The organism is Streptomyces sp. NPDC001902, assembly GCF_042891295.1.
Taxonomy (GTDB): domain Bacteria; phylum Actinomycetota; class Actinomycetes; order Streptomycetales; family Streptomycetaceae; genus Actinacidiphila.
Window position 1 is genome coordinate 14,625 of the sequence record NZ_JBIATA010000006.1, and the last position, 20,333, is coordinate 34,957.

Annotated in this window: 14 protein-coding genes; 1 reads left to right on the plus strand and 13 read right to left on the minus strand. The window is 73.1% G+C overall.

Features of this window, described 5'->3' with window-relative positions:
- Positions 1-63: 63 nt before the first annotated feature.
- The 10 genes from ACFYYN_RS12740 to ACFYYN_RS12785 form a co-directional block, all read right to left on the minus strand.
- Positions 64-792 carry a sigma-70 family RNA polymerase sigma factor family protein gene (locus ACFYYN_RS12740; protein WP_500545743.1) on the minus strand — a complete coding sequence of 243 codons (729 nt, stop codon included), beginning with the start codon at positions 790-792 and terminating at the stop codon, positions 64-66.
- 325 nt (positions 793-1,117) lie between these two features.
- The gene (locus tag ACFYYN_RS12745) at positions 1,118-1,333 is read right to left on the minus strand and encodes a hypothetical protein (RefSeq protein WP_500545744.1); all 216 of its coding nucleotides are present in this window, start codon (positions 1,331-1,333) and stop codon (positions 1,118-1,120) included.
- 370 nt (positions 1,334-1,703) lie between these two features.
- Complete coding sequence (locus ACFYYN_RS12750; protein ID WP_500545745.1) at positions 1,704-3,878, minus strand: SpoIIE family protein phosphatase; 2,175 nt, start codon at positions 3,876-3,878, stop codon at positions 1,704-1,706.
- Positions 3,879-3,932: 54 nt separating this feature from the next.
- Positions 3,933-4,391, minus strand: coding sequence for a carboxymuconolactone decarboxylase family protein (locus ACFYYN_RS12755; RefSeq protein WP_500323692.1), 459 nt, complete (start codon positions 4,389-4,391; stop codon positions 3,933-3,935).
- A gap of 113 nt (positions 4,392-4,504) precedes the next feature.
- Entirely contained in the window at positions 4,505-5,386 is an 882-nt protein-coding gene (gene sigJ, locus ACFYYN_RS12760) for an RNA polymerase sigma factor SigJ (RefSeq protein ID WP_500545746.1), read from the minus strand.
- Between the two features lie 103 nt (positions 5,387-5,489).
- Positions 5,490-5,975: an RrF2 family transcriptional regulator gene (locus ACFYYN_RS12765; RefSeq protein ID WP_500356598.1), complete on the minus strand. Its 486-nt coding sequence runs from the start codon at positions 5,973-5,975 to the stop codon at positions 5,490-5,492.
- A 60-nt stretch (positions 5,976-6,035) separates the two neighbouring features.
- Positions 6,036-6,497, minus strand: coding sequence for a hypothetical protein (locus ACFYYN_RS12770; protein WP_500545747.1), 462 nt, complete (start codon positions 6,495-6,497; stop codon positions 6,036-6,038).
- Positions 6,494-7,003 (minus strand): hypothetical protein, encoded by a 510-nt coding sequence (locus tag ACFYYN_RS12775; protein ID WP_500545748.1) that lies wholly within the window; start codon positions 7,001-7,003, stop codon positions 6,494-6,496. The genes ACFYYN_RS12770 and ACFYYN_RS12775 overlap by 4 nt, the downstream gene beginning before the upstream one ends.
- Positions 7,004-7,104: 101 nt before the next feature.
- Entirely contained in the window at positions 7,105-10,887 is a 3,783-nt protein-coding gene (locus ACFYYN_RS12780) for a S8 family serine peptidase (protein WP_500545749.1), read from the minus strand.
- A gap of 201 nt (positions 10,888-11,088) precedes the next feature.
- On the minus strand, positions 11,089-12,213 hold the full coding sequence (locus ACFYYN_RS12785; RefSeq protein ID WP_500545946.1) for an MFS transporter: 1,125 nt from the start codon (positions 12,211-12,213) through the stop codon (positions 11,089-11,091).
- A 174-nt stretch (positions 12,214-12,387) separates the two neighbouring features.
- On the opposite strand from ACFYYN_RS12785, the gene ACFYYN_RS12790 reads away from it, so the two are divergent.
- Positions 12,388-14,952 (plus strand): ADP-ribosylglycohydrolase family protein, encoded by a 2,565-nt coding sequence (locus ACFYYN_RS12790; protein ID WP_500545750.1) that lies wholly within the window; start codon positions 12,388-12,390, stop codon positions 14,950-14,952.
- Here the strand turns inward: ACFYYN_RS12790 and ACFYYN_RS12795 are convergent.
- From ACFYYN_RS12795 to ACFYYN_RS12805, 3 genes are all read right to left on the minus strand, one after another.
- The gene (locus ACFYYN_RS12795; protein WP_500545751.1) at positions 14,900-15,367 is read right to left on the minus strand and encodes an SAM-dependent methyltransferase; all 468 of its coding nucleotides are present in this window, start codon (positions 15,365-15,367) and stop codon (positions 14,900-14,902) included. The genes ACFYYN_RS12790 and ACFYYN_RS12795 overlap by 53 nt on opposite strands.
- A gap of 131 nt (positions 15,368-15,498) precedes the next feature.
- Positions 15,499-17,664 carry an OmpL47-type beta-barrel domain-containing protein gene (locus tag ACFYYN_RS12800; RefSeq protein ID WP_500545947.1) on the minus strand — a complete coding sequence of 722 codons (2,166 nt, stop codon included), beginning with the start codon at positions 17,662-17,664 and terminating at the stop codon, positions 15,499-15,501.
- 47 nt (positions 17,665-17,711) lie between these two features.
- On the minus strand, positions 17,712-20,192 hold the full coding sequence (locus tag ACFYYN_RS12805) for a ThuA domain-containing protein (RefSeq protein ID WP_500545752.1): 2,481 nt from the start codon (positions 20,190-20,192) through the stop codon (positions 17,712-17,714).
- Between the last annotated feature and the right edge of the window lie 141 nt (positions 20,193-20,333).

Below are 20,333 nucleotides of genomic sequence, written 5' to 3' on the forward strand. Positions count from 1 at the left end.
TGGCGCATCGTCGCGATCACGTTCCCGTCAGGGAGACGACACGGCCCGCACCTACGTGACGGATCAGGCGCCCGGAGTTCGCTCCGGGTGCTGGTTCCAGCGGCGCAGCTTCTCCGGGTTGAGCACGGCCCAGACCTGCGCCACGCGGCGGTCGGTGACGTCGAGGCTGATGACCGCGGCCACGGTGCGGTCGCAGCGCACCACGAGTCCGGTACGGCTGTTCACGGACTGGGCGGTCAGGGTGGTGCGCGGATGGGGGCCCAGCAGCGTCAGCAGGCTGCGGGTGACCTGCTCGCTGCCGTGCACGGATCGGACCAGTGTCCGGACCTTGCCGCCACCGTCGAAGACGGCCATGGCGTCGGGTGACAGCGCGGACGCCAGCAACCCGGCGTCGCCCGCCGTGCAGGCATCCCCGACGGCGCGGACGGCCGCGTCGTGCTCCAGCGGGGCCGACGGACCGGAGCGCTGTGCCTGGAGCCGGCGACGCGCGATGGCGGTGAGTTCGTCGTACCCGGACCTCGCCTCCGGGCCGTCGTGCCCGGAGCCGCGGTGCTCGTCCGGCGTGACCGGTTCGCCCAGGCAGATGCCGCCCGCGGTCGTCGACAGCCAGGCACGGGGCGACGTGATGGCCGCGCGCTCCGCGTCGGACAGCGCGTACCACCGGCGATAGGTCTCGTCGATCACGCTCTCCGCATCGCTGCGGCCGCCCGACATGCGGTGGGCGACATCCAGCAGATGCCGGCGCTCGTCGAGCAGCACCGCGATCGGCACCGCGTCGCTGGCCACGTCCATACGGCATCCTCCCTCTCGTACAAGACCACACAACGCGGCCGCACGCAGCAACCTCGTCGAAGTTCGGGGGCGTGGGGGAGTGGTCCGCGAGGCGGGTGTCTTCCCGGGTCTCGTCAGGGAGACGAGGTGGCCCGTACGGGTGTGACAGCTCGGCCCGAGGAGAGCGGCCAGGCGGACCGCGAGGAGTTCGTGGCCCCTCGCGGGCCGCGGTTGCTGCGCCTGGCCCGGATGCTCACCGCGACCGGGATCACGCCGAGGACCTGCTGCGGACGGCCCTGGCGAGGAGCCGGCCCGAGTGGCGGCGCATGACCCCCTGCCCTGCGCGTCAGGACGGTCGCGGTGCGCGGCGGTCCCGGCGACCGGCCAGTTCCCGGTCGTCGACGAACGTGAGCATGAGCCCGCCCTTCTCGCAGAGCATCACCACGACGAAACGGAGCGGTTGGTCGTCCTGGTTGTTGCCGTCCTGGTAGTGGATGACGTCGCCGCCGGGCTCCCGGAACGGCTGAAGGGCGGTTCCTTTTCCAGCAGCGTGGTGATGCACGATTCCCAGGGGACCTGGTCCGCGGCAGCCCCGGAGCGGCCCTGTTCCGGCCCGCTGGTGTCGTTGTTCGGCCTGGTCACCGACCTCACGATGGACAAGCGCGCCGTGGACGTCGGCAGCTCAAGGCTTCTTCCACGCTACTGCTCAGCCGGACGACGCCCTCAGTACGTCGCGCCCGACGGAGCTGTCACACCGGTGAGGGCCGCTTCGCGGGGCGGGGACGATCGGCGCGCCGGCACCCGGACGGTGCCTCGTACGGCTGCCTTGCCACCTTCAGCGACCCGGACGGCGACGGCTGGGTGCTCCACGAGGTCACCCTGCGGCTCCCCGGCCGCTGATGCTCCGTCATCCGGCGTGTCCGGAGCACGTGTTACGCGGCGGCGACGGACCTGATGAGCAGCAGCGCGATGTCGTCGGTGCGGGGGGCGGTCCGCCGCGCGTGGTCGATCAGGTCCGTGGCGAGCCGGTCCATCGGCTGGGGGGCGGTGCCGGCGAGGCGGGCGGCGAGCCCGGCCATGGCGTCGTCCAGGTCGACCCCGGGGGTCTCGACGAGTCCGTCGGTGTACAGGGCGAGGACGGTGCCGGGCTCCAGGGGGATCTCGGTGGTGGGGTACTCCGCCTCGGGGTCGATGCCGAGCAGCACCCCCGGCGGAACGGTGAGGACCTCCGTGTGCCCGTCCGGGTGGCGCAGCACCGGCGGTGGATGGCCGGCGGTGGCCAGGAGGGCCCGGCGTCGCCTGAGATCGAGCCGGGCGTAGAGGCAGCTGACGAAGCGGCCGGGGTTCAGGTCGAACAACTGGCGGTTGGCCTGGCGGAGGGCCTGCGCCGGTGCGGCCCCGGCGAAGGCCTGGGAGCGGATGGCGGGCCGGATCCGGCCCATGAGGGCCGCCGCCCTGACGTGGTGGCCCTGGACGTCGCCGATGACCGCGGCCGCGGTGGTCTCGTCGACCCGGACCAGGTCGTAGAAGTCGCCGCCGATGTCCATGCCCCGGACGCTGGGCAGGTAGCGGGCGGCGACGTCGAGTCCGGGTATGTCCGGCAGCGAGTCGGGGAGCATGACCGCCTGCAGGGTCTCCGCGAGCTCCTTGACGGTGTCGTAGAGGCGGGCACGCTCCAGCGCCTGGGCGATCAGCCCCGCGAGTGCGGTCAGCACGGTCCGCTGGTTGCCGGAGAAGTGGTGCGGCCGTTCGAAGGCGAGGACGCACAGGCCCACGGGCCGGCCGGAGGCGATCAGCGGCAGGTAGGCCCAGGCGTCCAGGCCCTCACGGCGGGGGGCGTGCGGATAGGCGCCGAGCATCTCCTCGAAGGTGGTGAAGAAGGCCGGCGCGCCCTCGGCGAGGGTCCCGAGCGCGGCCGGGGAGGTGAGCGCCGCTCCGGTGAACACCTCCGCGGGACAGGGGTTGTAGCCCCGGCAGCCGACGAACCGCAGGGTGCCATCCTCGGGCGAGAACAGGGCCAGGGCCAGGGTCCGGGCGTGGAAGGTCGGCAGCATCTCGTCCGCGACGAGGTCGACCACGTTGCCCACGCCGACGGCCTCGGAGAGGGCGGCGGCCAGGTGCAGCACCTGGTAGAGCTCGCCCAGGGCGATCGGCGCGCCACGGGGCGCCGCCGTGCCGGGGCGCGCGGCGGCCCGGACGCGGTCGGAACCGTAGGGCACGAGGCGCACGCTCACCCCGGAGGCGTCGGGGTAGAGCTCGAAGGCGAGCCGCCGGTCCGGCGGGACCGTCGCCGTGAAGGATTCCTGCTGCCGGCTGACCACGGCCGCCCGGAAGCGGTCCTCGAAGGCGGGATCGTTGGACCAGGACAGGGCCTGCCAGGGGCGTCTGCCGAGGAGACCGGGGACGGTCCCGCCCAGCAGACGGGCCGCGGTGGAGTTCAGGTAGGTGAATCTGCCCTCGAGGTCGAGGGTGCAGCTGCCTCCCGGCAGGCGTTCGGCGAAGTGTGCCGCGGCCTGCGCCTCGGACGGCTCCCACTCCTGGGCGGGCGGCTGGGACAGGGTCCGTGGGGACCCCGCGGGAGTGACCGGGTGCCCGGCGTCCGCGGCGTCCCGCAGGAACCGCCCCAGGCGGCGGCAGGCGGCGCCGACCCGCTCGTGGCTGGGTCCGGCGAGCTCGGCGGCGTCGCAGCAGGGCCAGAACAGCAGGAGCGCCCCCCAGGCCTCGGAGCCGTCGAGGACCGGTGCCGCGGCCACCGCGAAGTGGTACGGCAGAGCGATCGCCGTGCGGGGGTAACGACGGGCGAGTTCCTGGGGCTTGCTGAGCCACACCAGGCGTCTGCCGCGCACCGCGTCGGATACGGGGACGTGGGCGGACAGGGCCACCCCGAACCAGGGTGCGAGGTACTCCGCCGGCATCCCCGTGGTCACTTCGAGCCGCAGCGACCCTCCCTCGGGGGTCAGCAGGAACAGCGCGCCCGCGTGGGCGCCGGTGTCCCGCGCGGCGAGCTCCAGCAACCGGTCCAGTTCCGCCCGGCACGTCGGCCCGGCGGCGTCGGCAGCGGTGCTCGCGTACGCCTGAGCAGCACCGTCGTCCGGTGTAGCGCTCATGGCTCCACCGTACGTCCGGACCGGCCGGCCCCGCCCGGGACGCCGGCCGGCGGCTCAGCCGGCGACGCGGTAGCGGCTGGTGATCGCGACGCGGTTGAACGCGTTCATCAGCGTCGCCAGCCAGGCGACCGCCGAGACCTGGTCGGCGGTGAGCACGGCCGCGGCCGCTTCGTAGTCCGCGTCGCTCACGTGCCCCTCCGGCACGCGGGTGATCGCCTCCGTCAGGCGCAGGGCGGCGCGGTCCGTCCCGGAGAAGTAGCCGGCTTCCTCCCATGCGGGCAGCACGGCGATCCGGTCCGGGTTCTCGCCCTTCTTCAGGGCGTCGCGCGTGTGCATCCGCAGGCAGAACGCACAGCCGTTGATCTGGGACGTGCGGATCTTCAGCAGTTCGACCAGGAGCGGGTCGAGGCCCGCCGCGGCGGCGCTCTCCTCCACCGCCGTGGACAGGGCGAGGAGCGCCTGGTAGCTGTCCGGGTGCTGCTTTCCGATGTTCACGCGCTGCTGCTCGGTCATGGATGTCCCCTCTGGGTGTCTTCTCTGGGTGTCTTCTCTGGGTGTCTTCTGCCGGGTAAGCCTCGTCGAAGGTCCGCCGTCACGCACGGCGGCGTTCCGTCCGGTGGGACGGGTCAAACGTGTGCGATCTTCGCCGGGTTGAGGACCCTGCGGTAGGCGCTGATCAGGCCGTCCTCGATCTCCACCGTGTCGACGGAGAAGACGCGGCCTGCGCGGCGGTGCAGGAGCGCGGGTTCGCCGCCGACCTCGACGAGGTCGACGCGGTCCGGACGCCACCGGAGCCACACCCCCACCATCAGCTTGGCGATGCGCGTGCCGCCGTGGACCAGCTTGCGCGCCGTGAAGACCTCGCCGCCGCCGTCCGTGACGTACACGGCCTCCGGGTGGAGGAGCCGCACCAGTCCGGCCATGTCCCCGGCCTCGTACGCGGCGCGGAACGCGGCGAGCAGCCGTTCCCGCTCCGCCCGGGTCGCCTGCGGCGTCGACTGCCTCGCCCTGGCCACCTTGCGCCGCGCCCGCGAGGCGAGCTGGCGGGCGGCCGGTGCGGAGGCGTCCAGCACATCGGCGATCCGGCTGAACTCGAGGCCGAAGACGTCGTGGAGGATGAAGGCCACACGCTCCGGCGGGCTCAGTTCCTCCATGACGAGCAGCATCGCAGACCCGACGGACTCATCGACGAGCACCGCCTCCGACGCGTCAGGACCCGTCAGCAACGGCGCGGGCAGCCATGGCCCCACATAGGTCTCCCGGCGGGCGCGCGCGGACTTCAGGACGTCGTACGACCGTCGGGCGGCGACCGTGACCAGCCAGGCCCGGAGGTCGCCGATGTCGCGCAGATCCGCTCCGGCCGCCCGCAGCCACACGTCCTGGGCGATGTCCTCGGCGTCGGCCACGCTTCCCAGCAGGCGGTACGCCACCCCGAACACGGCGGGCCGGTGCGTCTCCCACTCGGCCTCGAGCACCTCGGGCGACCTGGGTATGCGCATGAGACTCATGCTGGCGTGACCTCCTTCGCCCCCACATCCGGCGAAATCGAGATGTTTTTCATCCTGAATGAAGCTCCGTGGGAGCGAAGGGCCCCCGGTACGGGAAGCGGGCTCAGTCGCGCCCGAGCCCTCCCCGTACGTACGACCCCACCGCGGGAGCGTGCGCTTCGGCCTCCGCCCGCACGTCGGCGAGGCTCTGCTCGGCCAGCACCTTCCGCCAGGCCAGCTCGGCCCGCCCCATGGCGCTGTTCACCGCACAGGGACGGCGGAAACCGCCCGCCGGCACCCGCTCGCCGATCGTGCCGCAGCGGCGGATCTCGGCGCAGCGGAACAGGGGGTCGTCCCCCTCGACGGCGAGGACCACGTCCAGCATCGACACCGCCTCCAGCGGGCGGGCCAGCCGGAAGCCGCCCCGCGCACCCGGCACGGATTCCAGCAGCCCCGCCTTGACGAGCTGCTGGAGCTGCTTGTTCAGGTAGGACGCCGACAGATCGTGACCGGCGGCCAGCTGCGCGGTCGGCACCGGCTCGCCGTCCCCGAGCCACGCGAGGTTGAGCAGTGTGTGCACCGCCCATTCGACGCCCTTACCCGTTCGCATATCTGGATAGTAAACATCCAGATATCACCCGTCAAAGGTCATGCCTGCTCGGGGGGCACCTCAGCGGTGACGGCCGCCCCTGCGGGGGTCGCCGGCCCGGCTGCGCACCACGGGGAGGGTCACGGCGTACGCGCCGAGGGCGGAGGGGGTCACGACGGCAGCGATCCACGTGGTGCGCAGGCGTACGTCGCTCCAGGACAGGGCCGTTCCCCAACCGTGGGGCAGTCCCAGGAGCACGGCGCTGGTGAGGAGCGACAGGGTGGCCGACCAGACGAGGGCGGCGGCCAGGTGGACGAGCCAGCCGGGGGTGCGGTGGCCGCGGGCCCGCCACGCACGGGCGAGGCCGTAGGCGGGGAGGACTCCCGCCGTGCCGGCGAGGCCGGCCAGCAGCAGTGCGCCGATGATGCCGCCGTGGTAGCTCCCGGCCAGGCCGAGGCCGATGACGAGGAGCGCCGCAACGGCCGTGCCTGCCCCCCACGCGGCGGGCAGGCGGAGTTCCCCGCTTCCTCCCGTGTCCGTCATCGGACACCCGCTTCCGCGGCGGGCGGTCTGGCCGGGGCCGGTCGTCCGGGGGCCTGCGGGCGGCGGTCGCGGTACCCGGACACCGCGAAGGCGGCCGCGCAGAGCGTGCCGGCGGTGCCGGCGACGATGCCGAGGACGGCGGTCGGCGGCATGTCGTCACCGGCCGGGTAGCGCCGGCCGCACAGGCGTACCGACCGGGGATGGTCTGCTGCCGCCTCCAGACACAGGCGGGCGCCCACGGCGACGCGGCCCGGCATCTGCGACACGGGCAGGTCACGGTCGACAAGGGGGCGCCCGGCGACCTCGTACCCGACACGCGCACTCGCGCCCCTGCCGAACGTCACCTCTTCGATCACGCCCTCCACCCGCACGGGCGAGGCGTCGATCCGGTCGGCGCCCCGGACCTGGCCGTAGAGGAACCAGGCGACGCCCAGCGTCAGGAGCAGGCAGCAGACGGCAAGGGCGCACGGCACTTTGGGCACGGCTTTGACGAAGTCCCCCCGCATGCACCGGAGTATGGCACCGCGGCGGCACGAAAGCGCCCGGCCGGACGCCGGGGCCCGCGGGGCCGGTGCCGCGGCGTGTGCGCGGCACCGGCCCCCGGGCGTCACTTCAGGCCGAAGGCCCGGATGACGGTCTGCGCGACCGATCCCCCGGCGCGTGCCGTGGCGCTGGTGCGCAGCGACACGAAGGCGGCCGAGGAGGGGGCGTGCAGGGTGGCCTGCCACGATCCCTGACGGACCTTCAGGTCCTGGCGGTGCCAGGACGCTCCGTCGTCGTAGGAGACCTCGAGCCGGACCGAGGACACCGCGTCCTTCGCGGACGTGCCGAGCACCGAGGGGGTGATCGAGACCTCCTGCGTGCGGCGTGCCCTGCCCGCGGCGTCGAGTTCCGTGCCGTAGTCGAGTTGGACCAGCGGCACGGTCCCGGACTGCGCCTTGCCCGAGACGAAGTCCCACTGCGTGCGGGTCTTCGACGAGTACGGGCTCAGCGCCGGATCACCCGCGGTGTCGACGACGAGGCGGTACGGCAGCGACTCGGCCGGCAGGTCGAAGGCGTTGACGTAGGCGCTGTCGGTCGTCAGCAGCGTGGTGCCGCCCTGGAGCAGTGAGGTGCGTGCGGTCATCGTCTCGGTTCCCGCGGAGCCCGTGTGCGGGGCTCCCGAGTCGCTCCAGCCCGGGACGACCAGCGAGAGGGAGGTGTCGTCCCGCACCTGGGAGTCGCCGTCGGACATGCGCGGCCGCAGGACCGGGCCGAGCCACCGCTCCTGCTGGACGCTGCCCGGCCGGTAGGACGTGGGGCTGTTCGTCGCGCCCACCCAGCCGCTGACCGACGCGGTCTGCTGCCATGTGGCGTCCTCGCCCGCGGTCACCCAGTCGGTACGCCGTCCGGGTGCCATGGGCTCGAGTCCGAAGGAGTACCCCGCGGCCCACTCGTACGCCGGGTAGTCCGTCCTGCGCTCCAGGGCCTGCTTGCCCCGCGGCTGGGCGAAGTCGACGTCGACGCGCGCCAGCCGGTCAGGGTCGGCCCGGTAGGCCACGTCCGAGGGCACGGCGCCCGCGTGGTACTTGACCAGGTCGTACAGGTACGAGGGGGACGGGTGGGCCGCCACCCGGAGTCCGACCCGGTGCTCGCGCGCCGAGGCGATCCTCGCGATCAGTGCCTCACCCTCGTCCTTGGTCACCGACACCACGGGCACGTCCGAGTCGGTGGTGTAATCCGGCGACCCGTACCAGGTGGCCAGCCGCCCCACTCCGTCGTTGACCACGAGCAGCGCTCTCGCGCCCGCCGCCTTCGCGGCCGACGCCTGCGCCGAGGGCGCGACCTCGGCGCTGTGGCGGACCACGGCGACCTTGCCGCGGGCTCGCGCCGTGGCGAACTCCTCGGCCGAACCGGCGCCCGCGAACACCGCGTCCGGCGTCGACGTGCCGTCGGGCAGGGCGGCGCTTCCCTCCTGGGCGAGCGCGTCGTCGATCCTGCCGCCGTCGTAGGACAGGTCGAGCGGCGTCTGCTGGGCCCGCAGGCGGGTGGCGAACACGAAGCTGCCGTGCCGTACCTTGGCGCCGGTCGGCTGGGCCCAGACGCTGTCGTAGCCCGGGCCGACGATCACGTTCTCCCTGACCGCGCCGTAGTCACCGGGGCTGGGTTCGGTGGAGGTGAAGGAGCGGAAGAAGTCCAGCCGGGTGTTCACCAGCGTGGTGGGCTTCGGTGTGACGGCCCGCACCTGGTGCGCCTTGGAGGCGTCGAGGATGACCTGCCGGTCCGCGGTCAGGTCCACCTCGGGGGCGCTCAGCAGGGCGATGCCCCGGGAACTCGGGCCGTGGGTGCCCACGACGTCCGCGTACGACACCACCGTGTAGGTGTCGGCGGGCAGACGCAGGGTCAGCTCCCCGCTCGCCGGGATCTCGTAGGCGGTGGTGGACCTGCTGAGGGCGCCCTTGAGGTGGATCCAGCCGCTCATCGGCCCGCCCGAGCGATCCTTCATGGTGATGCCGAGGTCGTACCGCTCCGGCTCGAGGCTGATGCCGGCGACCGTGTGGGCGACCGCCGCACCGGTGGCGTCGCGGGCGACGACCTGAGCGGTGTGGTCGCCCCGTGCGAGGCCGGAGGGGTCGGCGCCGACCTCCACCGCAGTGCTGCCGTGGGCCGGCACGGTGACCTGGTCGGCGGAGAGGGAGAACACGCCGTCGTCCGGGGCACCCGCCTCCACCGCGAGGCGCAACGTCAGCGGCTCGTCACCGGAGTTGGTGTACGTGATCCCCTGCGTGACGGGGCCGGTGCCGCCGTTCGGCCACCGGAGGAAGCGGAAGACCGATCCGGTCGCCGTGACCCGGGCGCCGACCGCGGCCGCGACGTCGACGCGTCCCGCACCGCCCTGGTAGGCGGTCAGGTACGGCGTCGCTCTGCTGGTGCTCATCAGGGCGTCCTTCAACCGGCTGCCCGGCCAGTCGGGATGCCGCTGCGCCAGCAGGACCGCGGCGCCCGCGACGTGCGGGGAGGCCATCGAGGTCCCGCTCATCGTGGTGTAGGGGCCCTCTCCCCCGCTCGCGAACTGCGACCGGGCGGCCAGGACGTCCACGCCCGGGGCCGTCAGATCGGGCTTGACGCCCTCGTCGCCGACGCGCGGTCCGACGCTGGAGAAGAACGCGAGGTCGTCGGAGGGGCCGACCGCGCCCACGGTCAGCGCGGCGTCGGCGGCGGCCGGGGAACCGATGGTGTACGGCGTGGACCCCCGGCCGCTGTTGCCGGCGGCGACGACGAACAGCGTGCCCGTCTCGGCGCTCAGAGCGTTGAGGCTCCGGCTCATGAGGTCGGTCCCGTCGCTCGGCTCGGCGCTGCCCAGGCTCATGTTGACGACCCTGGCGTGCTCCGTGCGCGCGGCCCACTCCATGCCGCCGATGACCCAGGACTCCTGTCCCTCGCCGCGGTTGCCGAGCACCTTGCCGACCACCAGGTCGGCGCCGGGGGCCACGCCCTTCTCCTTGCCGTCCGACGCCGCGCCGGTGCCGGCGACGGTGGAGGCGACGTGGGTCCCGTGGCCGCTGCCGTCCGGCACGTCCTGGTCGGGAACGAAACTGCGGGTGCTGACGATCCGGTCCTTCAGGTCCGGGTGCCCGGTGTCGGCGCCGGTGTCCAGCACCGCGACCTTGACGCCGGAGCCGGTGTCCCCCGACTCCCAGACCTGCGGCGCGCCGATCTGGGCCGTGGTGTCGGCGAGCGTCGCCTTCGTCCTGCCGTCCAGCCAGATCTTGTCGATGCCGCCGGTGAACGACGGGGCCGCGGCGGCACGGCGGGACCCGGTCGCCTCCTGCCCGGAGGGGCCGGTGCCGCCCGCGGTGAGCGCGGCCCAGGCGTCGGCCGCTTCCGACCGGTCGGCCGCGAGGGCAGCGCCGCCGACGGAGGGCAGGTCGCGGCGGGTCTCCGCACCGGGCAGGGCGCTGCCGCCGCGGCGGAGGGCGGCGTGGTTCCCGCCGGTGACGATCAGGGGCAGCCGCGGGGCGTGCGCGTCGTCGTAGCCCTGCGCTATCAGCCCGGTGACGTTGAACAGGCGCTTGTCGAGGCGGTCCGCTGCCACGTACGCGAGCGCGTCGTCCGGGTAGACGTAGGTGTCGCCCGCCTCGGTGACGATGCGCACCGAACCGGCGGCCCCGGGACGGCGCTCGACGCTCAGCGAGTCCCGCCCGCCGCCGGTCCCCGGGGCGACGACGACCTTGTCCCCGGTGATGAGGGTCACGGTCTTCACCTGGCCCCCGGCGGGGGCCAGCGGCCCTTCCGGCGGTGCGGCGGACGCGGCCGCCCCCGCCGACGCGGGGCTCAGGAGAGTGACGAGTACGGCGGTGGCGGTGCCCAGAGCCGCCAAGCCCGTTCTTCGGGCCGTGGTGAACAGCACTGTTCCTCCTTGCGTTTTCCTGGGCGAATACGATCACATCCCTGAGATTTCGAACAGATCTTGACAGCCTCGAACAACGAGGTAGCGCATGTCACTTGAGGCGCTGTGTCGTGGAGCGGCGCTCGGGGCGAAGCGCGGAGTCAGGTGCCGGTGCGGGGCTGGGTACCGGTGCCGCACATGCGCTGCGCGGCCTCCGTCACGTCACCGCGTACGCAGCGGCCGGCGCAGCAGGAAGACGCCGACGGCGGCGGACACCAGGATCACGTACAGCGCGAAGACCACGCCCGCGTCGCGCAGTCCGAGCGCCAGGCTGAGCGCGCCGACCCCGACCACCGGTACGGAGATGCCGACGTAGGCGGCGACGAAGAAGGCCGAGATCGTCGCGCCGCGGTGCTCGTCGGGGGCCACCGCGCTCACGCCGGTCAGGCCCGCGCGGAACGACATGCCCTGCCCGAGGCCGCCGACCAGGGCACCCACCACCAGTACCGGCAGGGACTCCACCACCAGCGAGGCCGCGACCACGGCCATACCGGCCGTGAGCGCCAGGCATCCGGCCGGCAGTGCGCGCCGGACGCCCAGACGTCCCATCAGCATCTGCCCGGCGGTGGACGCGCAGAACACGGAGAAGACGACGAGGCCGTCGACGGCCAGGTTGTGCTCCCCCAGCGTCATGGCGAGGAAACTCGGCGCCACCGCCGTGAACAGGCCGAGCAGGGAGAAACCGGCGAACGCCGCCAGCCCGGCGGGGACGAACGCCGCCCGCGTCGGCGGCGGGACGACCATGCCCTGAGGGCGCAACGGGGGACGCGGGCTGCGCACCGCCACCGTCTCGGGTAGGGCACGCGCGACGGCGCAGGCCGCCAGCAGCAGGGCGATGTGCACCAGGAAGGGCAGCCGGAGGGGCCACGGCGCGTACTGCGCCAGGACCCCCGACAGCAGCGGCCCGCAGCCGAGGCCGCCCATGTTGGCGGCGGTGGCCGCCAGTCCCGCGCGTGCGCGCCGGTCCGGGGGCGCCAGTTCGAGCACCGCGGCCGTCGCGGCCCCGCTGAGCAGACCGGCCGAGAACCCCGACAGCAGCCGCCCCGCGAACAGCAGCGGCAGGCCGCTCTCGAAGAGGAAGCACACCGCGCTCAGCAGCGACAGGCCCAGCGCGGCGAACAGCACCGGGCGCCGGCCGAGGACGTCCGAGAAGTCCCCGGCGACCAGCAACGCGGCGATCACTCCGATCGCGTAGACCGCGAAGACCACCGTGACGACCAGTTCGGAGAAGCCGATCTGTTCCCGATAGAGCCCGTACAGCGGTGTCGGCAGCGTGGTGCCCGCCATGCCGACCGCGAACACGCCCGACGCCGCGACGTACGCGCTGGGCGCGCGGCGTTCCCCGGTGGCTTGCCTGATCACACCTCCACGCTAGCTGACGACCCGTCGGATCGGACGCTCCTGCGCGCCCCACGGCGTCGCCTTGAGAGCGCGGAGGCCGACGTGCCAGGCTGACCCGCCATGACCCGCACACCCAGCCCCCGCCTCGACGCCCGGGGCATCGACCGCGCGGCCGGGGTGCTGCTCGGGGCGGCCGTCGGCGACGCGCTGGGGGTGCCGTACGAGTTCAAGGCGACCCTGCGCGAGGACCAGCAGCCGGGCATGATCGGCGGCGGTCTCGGACCGTACCGGCCCGGGGAGTACTCCGACGACACCCAGATGCAGGTGTGCGTCGCCCAGGTCGCGGCGACCGGGGCGGACCTGCGCAGCCCCGGGGCCCTGGACGCGATCGCCGCGGGCTTCCGGCACTGGGTGGACGGCGGGGCCAGCGACGTCGGAGCCCAGACCCGCTCCGTGCTGGGCGCCGCCGAAGCGCTGCCCGGAAGCCCGGCGGAGGCGCTGCGGGAGGCCGCCCGCCAGTACGCCACCGGGCACCGGCTCACCGCGGGGAACGGCTCGCTGATGCGCACCGGGATCGTCGCCCTCGCACACCTCGGGGACGCCGCCGCGATGGCCGAGGCCGCCACCGCGGTCAGCTCGCTCACCCACCCGGACCCCGACTGCGCCGACGCCTGCGTCCTGTGGTGCTCCGGCATCCGCACCGCCGTGCTGCACGGCACCTTCGACGGTGTGCGGGCCGGGCTCGACCTCCTCCCGGCCGTACGGCGCGACACGTGGGCGAAGCGGCTGGACGAGGCGGAGGCTGCGCCGCCCGGGCACTTCGCCGACAACGGCTGGGTCGTCCGGGCGCTCCAGGCGGCCTGGTCGGCAATCACCCGTACGCCCGTACCCGAACTCGACCCCGGAAAGGGCCGTTTCCCCGCGGCGCACCTGCGGCAGGCGCTGGCGGCCGCGGTGCGGGCCGGCCACGACACCGACACCGTCGCGGCGATCGCCGGCGCTCTGCTCGGCGCGCGCTGGGGCTGCTCCGGCATCCCCCTGGACTGGCAGCGGGCCGTCCACGGCTGGCCCGGCCTGAGCGGGCCCGACCTGGTACGGCTCGCGGTCCTCACCGCCAGGGACGGGGCCGACGACGATGACGGCTGGCCCTCGGCACCGCGCATGCCACTGCCGTCCCACTCCCCCGCCGGCCACGCCGTCACCCACCCGCACGACCCCGGTGTGATGCTGGGCAACCTGGCCCTGGCCCAGGGCGCCGGGCCGGTCACGGCCGACGCGGTGGTGTCGCTGTGCCGTACGGGAACGGCGCGCGTGCTGCCCGGCGCCGACGTGGAGCACATACGGGTGTGGCTGCGGGACGGCACGGGAGACAACGCCAACCTCGCCTTCGTGCTGGACCAGGCCGCCCGGCAGGTGCTGCGGCTGCGGCGCGCGGGCAAGAAGGTCCTGCTCCACTCGTCGGCCGGGCAGAGCCGGACCGCCGCCGTCGCCGCCGTCTACAGCCATCTCGCCGGCGGGGCGCCGGGCGGGGCGCTCCCGGTGCCGGCCCACCCCGAACTGCGCCACGCCGTACGGGCACTGACCGCGGCACCCGCCCCGGCCACCGCGCACGGTACGCAAGCCCCCGCGGCGGCCGTGCCGGCGGTGCGCGACGTCTCCCCGGAGGAGGACGCCGCCGACGGCATCGACAGCACCGACCCCGAGGAGCAGCCGGAGCACGAGAGCGAACGACCGCCACTGCCGGGGTACGCACTGTCCCGCGTGCGCGGGCTGCTGCTCGGCCTGGCCCTGGGCGACACGCTGGGCTCCGCCCAGGGCACACTGCCGGACCGCGGCCCGCTGAGGGCCGGTGCCGGCACCCAGCTGGCCTGCTTCACCGTCGAAGGCATGATCCGCGCACGGACCGGTGCCCGGCACGGCGCCGGTCATCTCCCGTCAGCCGTGCAGCGCGCCCACGGCCGACGGGAAGCCCTCCAGGACGCAGGCGGCCACCAGCCGGGCGGCTGGCTCGCTCGCGTCCCCGCGCTGGCCGAACCGCGCGGCAAGGAGCCGGACTTCCTCGCCACCGGCCTCCGCGCCGACCTCCGCGCCGTCCTCCCCGTCGCCGTCGCCGGTGCCACGCACGGCCCGGCCCAAGCGGCCGCCTGGGCAGGCGAGATCGCCACCCACCCCGCGGCGGCCCACGCGACCGTGCTGCTCCACCACTGCCTGACCGGCACCACGGAAGCCCAGGAGCCCCTGTTCGCCGAGCAGTCGCAACTCCACCTCGCCCTGCGAGCCGGCCTGGACGCCCTCGGCGACACCGGCGAACCCGGCCACCTCCACACGGCGTACCGGCAGGCCACCGACGACCCGGCCGACCCGCGACGGCTCGCCGCCCTCGCCCCGGACGCGACCGCTCCCTCAGCGCTGCGCGGCGCCCTCTACTGCGCCGCTTCCTTCCCCCACCGGCACCAGATCGGCGACGCACTCCACTTCGCCGCCGCCGCGCCTGACGGCGCGTCCGTCGCCTCCCTCACCGGCGCCCTCCTCGGTGCCGCCCACGGCGTACGGGCCCTGCCGGCCGGTCCGCTCAGCCGCCATGAACTCGCCTGGGTCCTGGACACCCTCGCCCACGACCTCCTCCCGCCGTCTACGGCTGGAAGTACTCCGACATCAGGTCGCCGACCCATTCCGGCTGCTTGACGTCCACCGCGCGGAACTCCACCATCGCCGGCTTCAGGTCGATGACCGGGGTGCCGGAGACCGCGTCGAGACCCAGCACCGTCAGTTCACGGCCGTGGACCGATTCGATGGCGCAGCACGTCACCCCGATGCGGTTCGGCCTGCGGGGGCCGCGGCCGGCGAAGACACCGACGGGCGGGAGGTCGGAGCGGCCGCGGTAGGGGCGGGGTTCGCGGTGGTCGTCGCTCTCGGGGAACCGGTCGAAGACGAAGAGGACCTCCACGTGGGAGAAGCCCTCCAGACCCTGCAGGCACGCCTCACCGAAGCGCTCGTCGATGGTGATCGTGCTCCGGACGGCACCCCAGTTGTCCGTGTGCTGGACGTCCGTGCGGTCGTTGCGGACCGTACCTATCGAAGTGACCTCGAAACTAGGCATGGCACGGTTCTATCGCTCGGGGCGGTGCCGTGCCCAGATGAGGACCGGTCCCGGGACCGGGTGCCCGGGTGACGCGGTGGGCCCTCCCCGCGGGTGCGGGGAGGGCCCGGGGAGCGGTCAGGGACGGCGGATCACAACTGCTTGATGCGGATGTCGCGGTAGGAGATCACGTCCGTCGTGCTGTGGACCTGGAGGCCGATGTAGCCGGTGGCGTAGCGCCGGCCGTCGGTGCCCGGGTCCCCGTCGCGCGGCGGGCTGAAGACCTGGCCGCCGACGTTGTCGAACTCGTTGATGACGACGCCGTTGCGCAGGACCGTGAAGTGCTGGCCCTCTGCGCGGATCTCGTAGTCGTTCCAGGTGCCCTTCGGGGTCACGCCGGCGCCGCCGAGGCCCACGCGGTCGAAGCCGTAGACGGAGCCGGTCTTGTACATGTCGCCGTCGGGGCGGTCGAGGATCTGGATCTCGTGCCCGTAGTTGATGGCGACCCACTCGGGACGGGACTCCTCGGGGTGGTCGTGGACGTCCGGGAAGCGGATGAAGACACCGCCGTTGGCGTTGCCGGTGCCCGGGGCGTCGTCGCGGAACTGGAGCTTGAGCGAGAAGTCGCCGTACTTCCGCTCCGGGAACCACAGCATGCCCATGCCGGGGACGGTGGTGCTGCTGGTGATGGCGCCGTCGCCGGAGAGGGTGAAGCGGCCGCCGCCGACCTGCTCCCACTTCGCCAGGGAGGCCTCGGTGCCGTCGAACAGGTCGCGGTAGCCCTGCGTCTGGCCGGGCTTGCCGATCTTCGACTGCTTGGCGGCCTTGGTGATCTTGTTGAACTCGCGCTGGTCGATGACGTTGTCGGCGAGCAGCCGGTCGAGCACGCCGTCGACGTGCTTGAGGAACAGGGCGTGCGAGGACCAGTCCTTCTCGTCCTCGATCAGCTCGTTGATGGTGCAGCGGCTGCGGGTGAGCCGGTTCGGCACGCCCGAGTCCACGGTGCCGACGATGACGGTCAGCCGCTCGTCGTACTCCGGGCAGTTGGGCGCCGGGACGCCGCCGCCCTGCGCGATGGTGAAGGTCACCTCGCGCGCCGTCGCGGTGTTGCCCGCCTTGTCCGTGGCGCGGTAGGCGAGCGTGTGGGAGCCGATCCGGTCGACGATGACGGGGGCGGAGTACACGAGGTACGGGCCGCCGTCGAGGGAGTACTCGATCCGGTCCACCCCGGAGCCCGCATCGGTGGCGGTGACGGTGACCTTGGCGCTGGTGATGTACGCGCCGTTGGAATTCCTGGTGCCGGTCACGGTCGCCGAGGTCTCCGGCGCGGTGGTGTCCTGGGTGGGCGGCGCCACGACGGTGAACGCGACGGACTTCTCGGCCGACGCGTTGCCCGCCTTGTCGGCGGCGCGGTAGCGGACGGTGTGCGAGCCGACCTGGTGCACCATCACCGGCGCGGTGTAGGTCTGCCAGGCGCCGGTGGCGCCGACCGCGTACTCGATGGTGTTGACGCCCGACCCGGTGTCCGAGGCGGTGACGGTGACCGTGGCCATCGTCAGGTAGTTGCCGTCGGCGTCCTTCTCGCCGCTCACGGTGGCCGAGGTCTCCGGCGCGGTGGTGTCGTCGGTCGGCGGCGCGACCACGTCGAAGGCGACGGACTTCTCGGCGGCGACGTTGCCCGCCTGGTCGGTGGCGCGGTAGCGGACGGCGTGGGCGCCGACCTGGTCGACGACCAGCGGTGTGGTGTACGGCTGCCACGGGCCGTCCTCGCCGACCGCGTACTCCACCGTCTTCACACCGGATCCGTCGTCGGTCGCGCTGACGGTGACCGTGGCGGAGCCGACGTAGGCGCCGTCGGCGTTCTTCTGGCCCGTGACCTCGGCCGCGGTGGTGGGCGCGGTGGTGTCCTCGCCGCCGGGCTCGGTCACCGTGAGGATGCCCTGCATCTGGCCGTGGCCGGGGATGCTGCAGAAGAAGCGGTAGCGCCCGGGTGTGAGGGTGACGTCGACGGTGTGCCGGCCGCCGCTGTCGTCGCCCGGGTTGGCCAGGATGTTGACCGGGACGTCGTGGTTGTACTCGGGGTCCGACACGTCGAAGGTGAGCGTGTGCGGCATGCCGATGTCGTTGCCGGTCGCCGCGCTGTTCTCGAAGACGAGCGTCGTCGGCCCGGCGACCGCCGTGGTCGGGAAGCTCGCGTACTGGTCGGTGCGTGAGCTCGCCGTCCAGGTGAGCACCTGGGCGGCGGCCGTGGTCCCGCCGGCCGCCGCACGGTCGTCGGTGCGCCCGTAGGCGACGGTCGAGGTGAGCCCCAGCACCATCAGCAGCGCGCCCAGCAGGGCCGCCAGGGGGCGTAGAGGTCGCTGTCTCACTGTGCCGCCTTCCTGACCAGGTCCTGCGCGGCGGGGGTCGCCGCGCCGCCCGTGTACGTCACGCGCCACAGCGCGGACTGGGAGTCGGAGGTGAAGAAGCCGCGCCCGTAGTCGAGGACGTAGAGCGAGCCGTCCGGGGCGAACTTCCAGTCCATGAGGTTGCGGATGCCGCCCTGGCCGACCGGGATGATCTTCTTCAGGGACTCGGCGGTGACGGGCAGCCCGCCCTTGCCGACGGTCTTGGGGTCGGTCAGCACCGCGTGACGCGGGTTGTCCGCGTCGTAGAAGTCGCCGACGAACCACTTGCCGTCCCAGTACTGCGGCCACGCGCCGGCGCCCGCGGTCGTGGCGTCGTAGCGGTAGACCGGGCCGTCCATGGTGGCCTGGCCGCCGCCCTTGAGCCACGGCAGGAGGTAGGTGGCCTCCTCGTTCTTGTAGCTCGGGACCCCATTGGCGTCCCGGGGGAAGTCGGGGGCGCCGCCCTGCGGGGAGTACCAGATGGTGTTGCCGGTGACGGGCGGGAGGTTCACCAGTCCGTCGTTGTTCGGCGACTCGTTCTTGGGGGCGTCGCAGTCGTACCAGCCCAGCGGCTTGCCCGGGTCCGGCAGGTTGCGGTCCCTGTAGGGCTGCTTGTTGCCCATGCAGAACGGCCAGCCGTGGTTGCCGGCCTTGGTGATCGCGGCGAACGTGTCGTACTTCGCCGGTCCCCAGGTCGTGCTCGGTGCGCCCGCGTCGGGGCCGACCCAGCCCGCGTAGAGGACGTCGGTCTTCTTGTCGACGGAGATCCGCGCCGGGTTGCGCACGCCCATGACGTAGATCTCGCCGCGGGTCTTGCCGCCGCCCTCGTCCTGCTCCTTGCCGGTGAAGAGGTTGCCCTCGGGCAGGGTGTAGGTGCCGTCCGGCTCCGGGTGGATGCGCAGGATCTTGCCGTTGAGGTTGTTGGTGTTGCCCGCGGTGCGGCGGGCGTCGGCGAAGGACAGGCCCTTGAAGTTGGGCTGCGGGTTGTTGCCGGAGTAACCGTCGCTGAACCCGGACGAGTTGTTGTCACCGGTCGCGATGTACAGGTTGCCCTTGGAGTCCCAGGCCATCCCGCCGCCGGCGTGGCAGCAACTGTGGACCTGGACGGGCCACTTGAGCAGGACCTTCTCGGAGGCGAGGTCCAGCTTGTCGGTGGCGAGGTCCAGCGTGAAGCGGGAGACGCGCCGCTCCGCGACGTGCTTGTCGCGGTCGAGACCGGAGTGCGGGGTGTAGTGGAGGTACACCCAGCCGTTGGTCTCGAAGGCGGGGTCGAGCTCGATGCCGAGCAGCCCCTCCTCGACCTTGGTGAGTTCGTCGCCGCCGCCCTTGTTGCCGAAGACGGTCAGGGCGCCCGCGAGGGTCACCTTCTTCGTCGCCGGGTCGTAGACGTGGACCTGGCCGAGACCCTTGCCCATGTCGGGGCTGTTCCAGTCGGTCACGACCGGCGCGCCGTTGGCACCGCCGCCGCGGCCGATGTACAGCACCCGTCCGTCGGGGGCGACGACCATGCCGTGCGGTTCGCCGATCTGGTCCTGCTGGCCGGGCTGGTTGGGCTGGGTGACCTTCACCGCGCTGTAGTTGGCGTCGATCGTCGCCTTGCAGTCGGCGCGTGAGAGCCGGGTGGTCCACTGCAGGGCGCCGCGCAGGTGGTCGCGGAAGTCGGTCTCGGCGAACGAATCCGCCGTACCGCCCATCCCGGTGTAGAAGGACCGGCCGCCGTCGTAGTCACGGCACCAGGAGACGGGGTGGTCGACGCCGTTGGCGCCGGTCCCCGGCTTGTAGCTGCTCTCCCTGACCTTGGCCACGGTGTGCACCTTGCCGGTCGGGTTGCTCGCCCAGTTGAGCCACTTGTCGGGCCGCTTCCACTCCAGCGGCAGGTCCTTCGTGGCCGGATTGGTCCGGTCGGGGATCTCGACGACGGCGCGCTGGACGGCGGCCGGGTTGGTGGCCGCGGGCCGGGCGCCGATCAGGCCGGCGAACCAGTCGGAGTACGGTTCGGTGCGCGCCGCGTCGTGGATGCCGAGGAAGCCGCCACCGGCCTCCATGTAGGCCTCCAGACCGGCCTCCTGCTCGGGGTCGAGCACGTCGCCGCCCCCGGTCAGGAAGACGACCGCGTTGAAGGTGCCCAGGCGCTTGGCGTTGGTGAAGACCGAGGCGTCGTCGGTCGCGACGGTCTTGTAGCGCTGGGCCGCGGGCCCGGTCAGGCCGATCGCCTCGATCGCCTCGATGCCCGCGTCGACGGTCGGGGACTCCTCGGTGGCCGAGGCGTGGAACACCAGGACCTTGACGTTCTTGCCGCCCGGTGGGGACGGCAGGGATAACGTTGTCGGAACCGGCTCCGGATACGGTCTGGCCGAGGCGGTGGTACCGCCCAGCAGGGATGCCGCCAGGGTCCCGGTCACCAGGACCGCGGCCGCGCCTCGCCGGGATCTCGACCGGTGATGTGGTGCGCTCTGCATCGTTCACCCACCTTCGTAGGTCACAGCAACAGCGCCTGAAGCTAGACGGCTTTTGACGGTCCGCCAACAGCTATGGACGGAATCTCACCAACTTTGTCCTGGGTGTGGATAAACGGAGATCCCTGGTCTACCGTGTGGCCG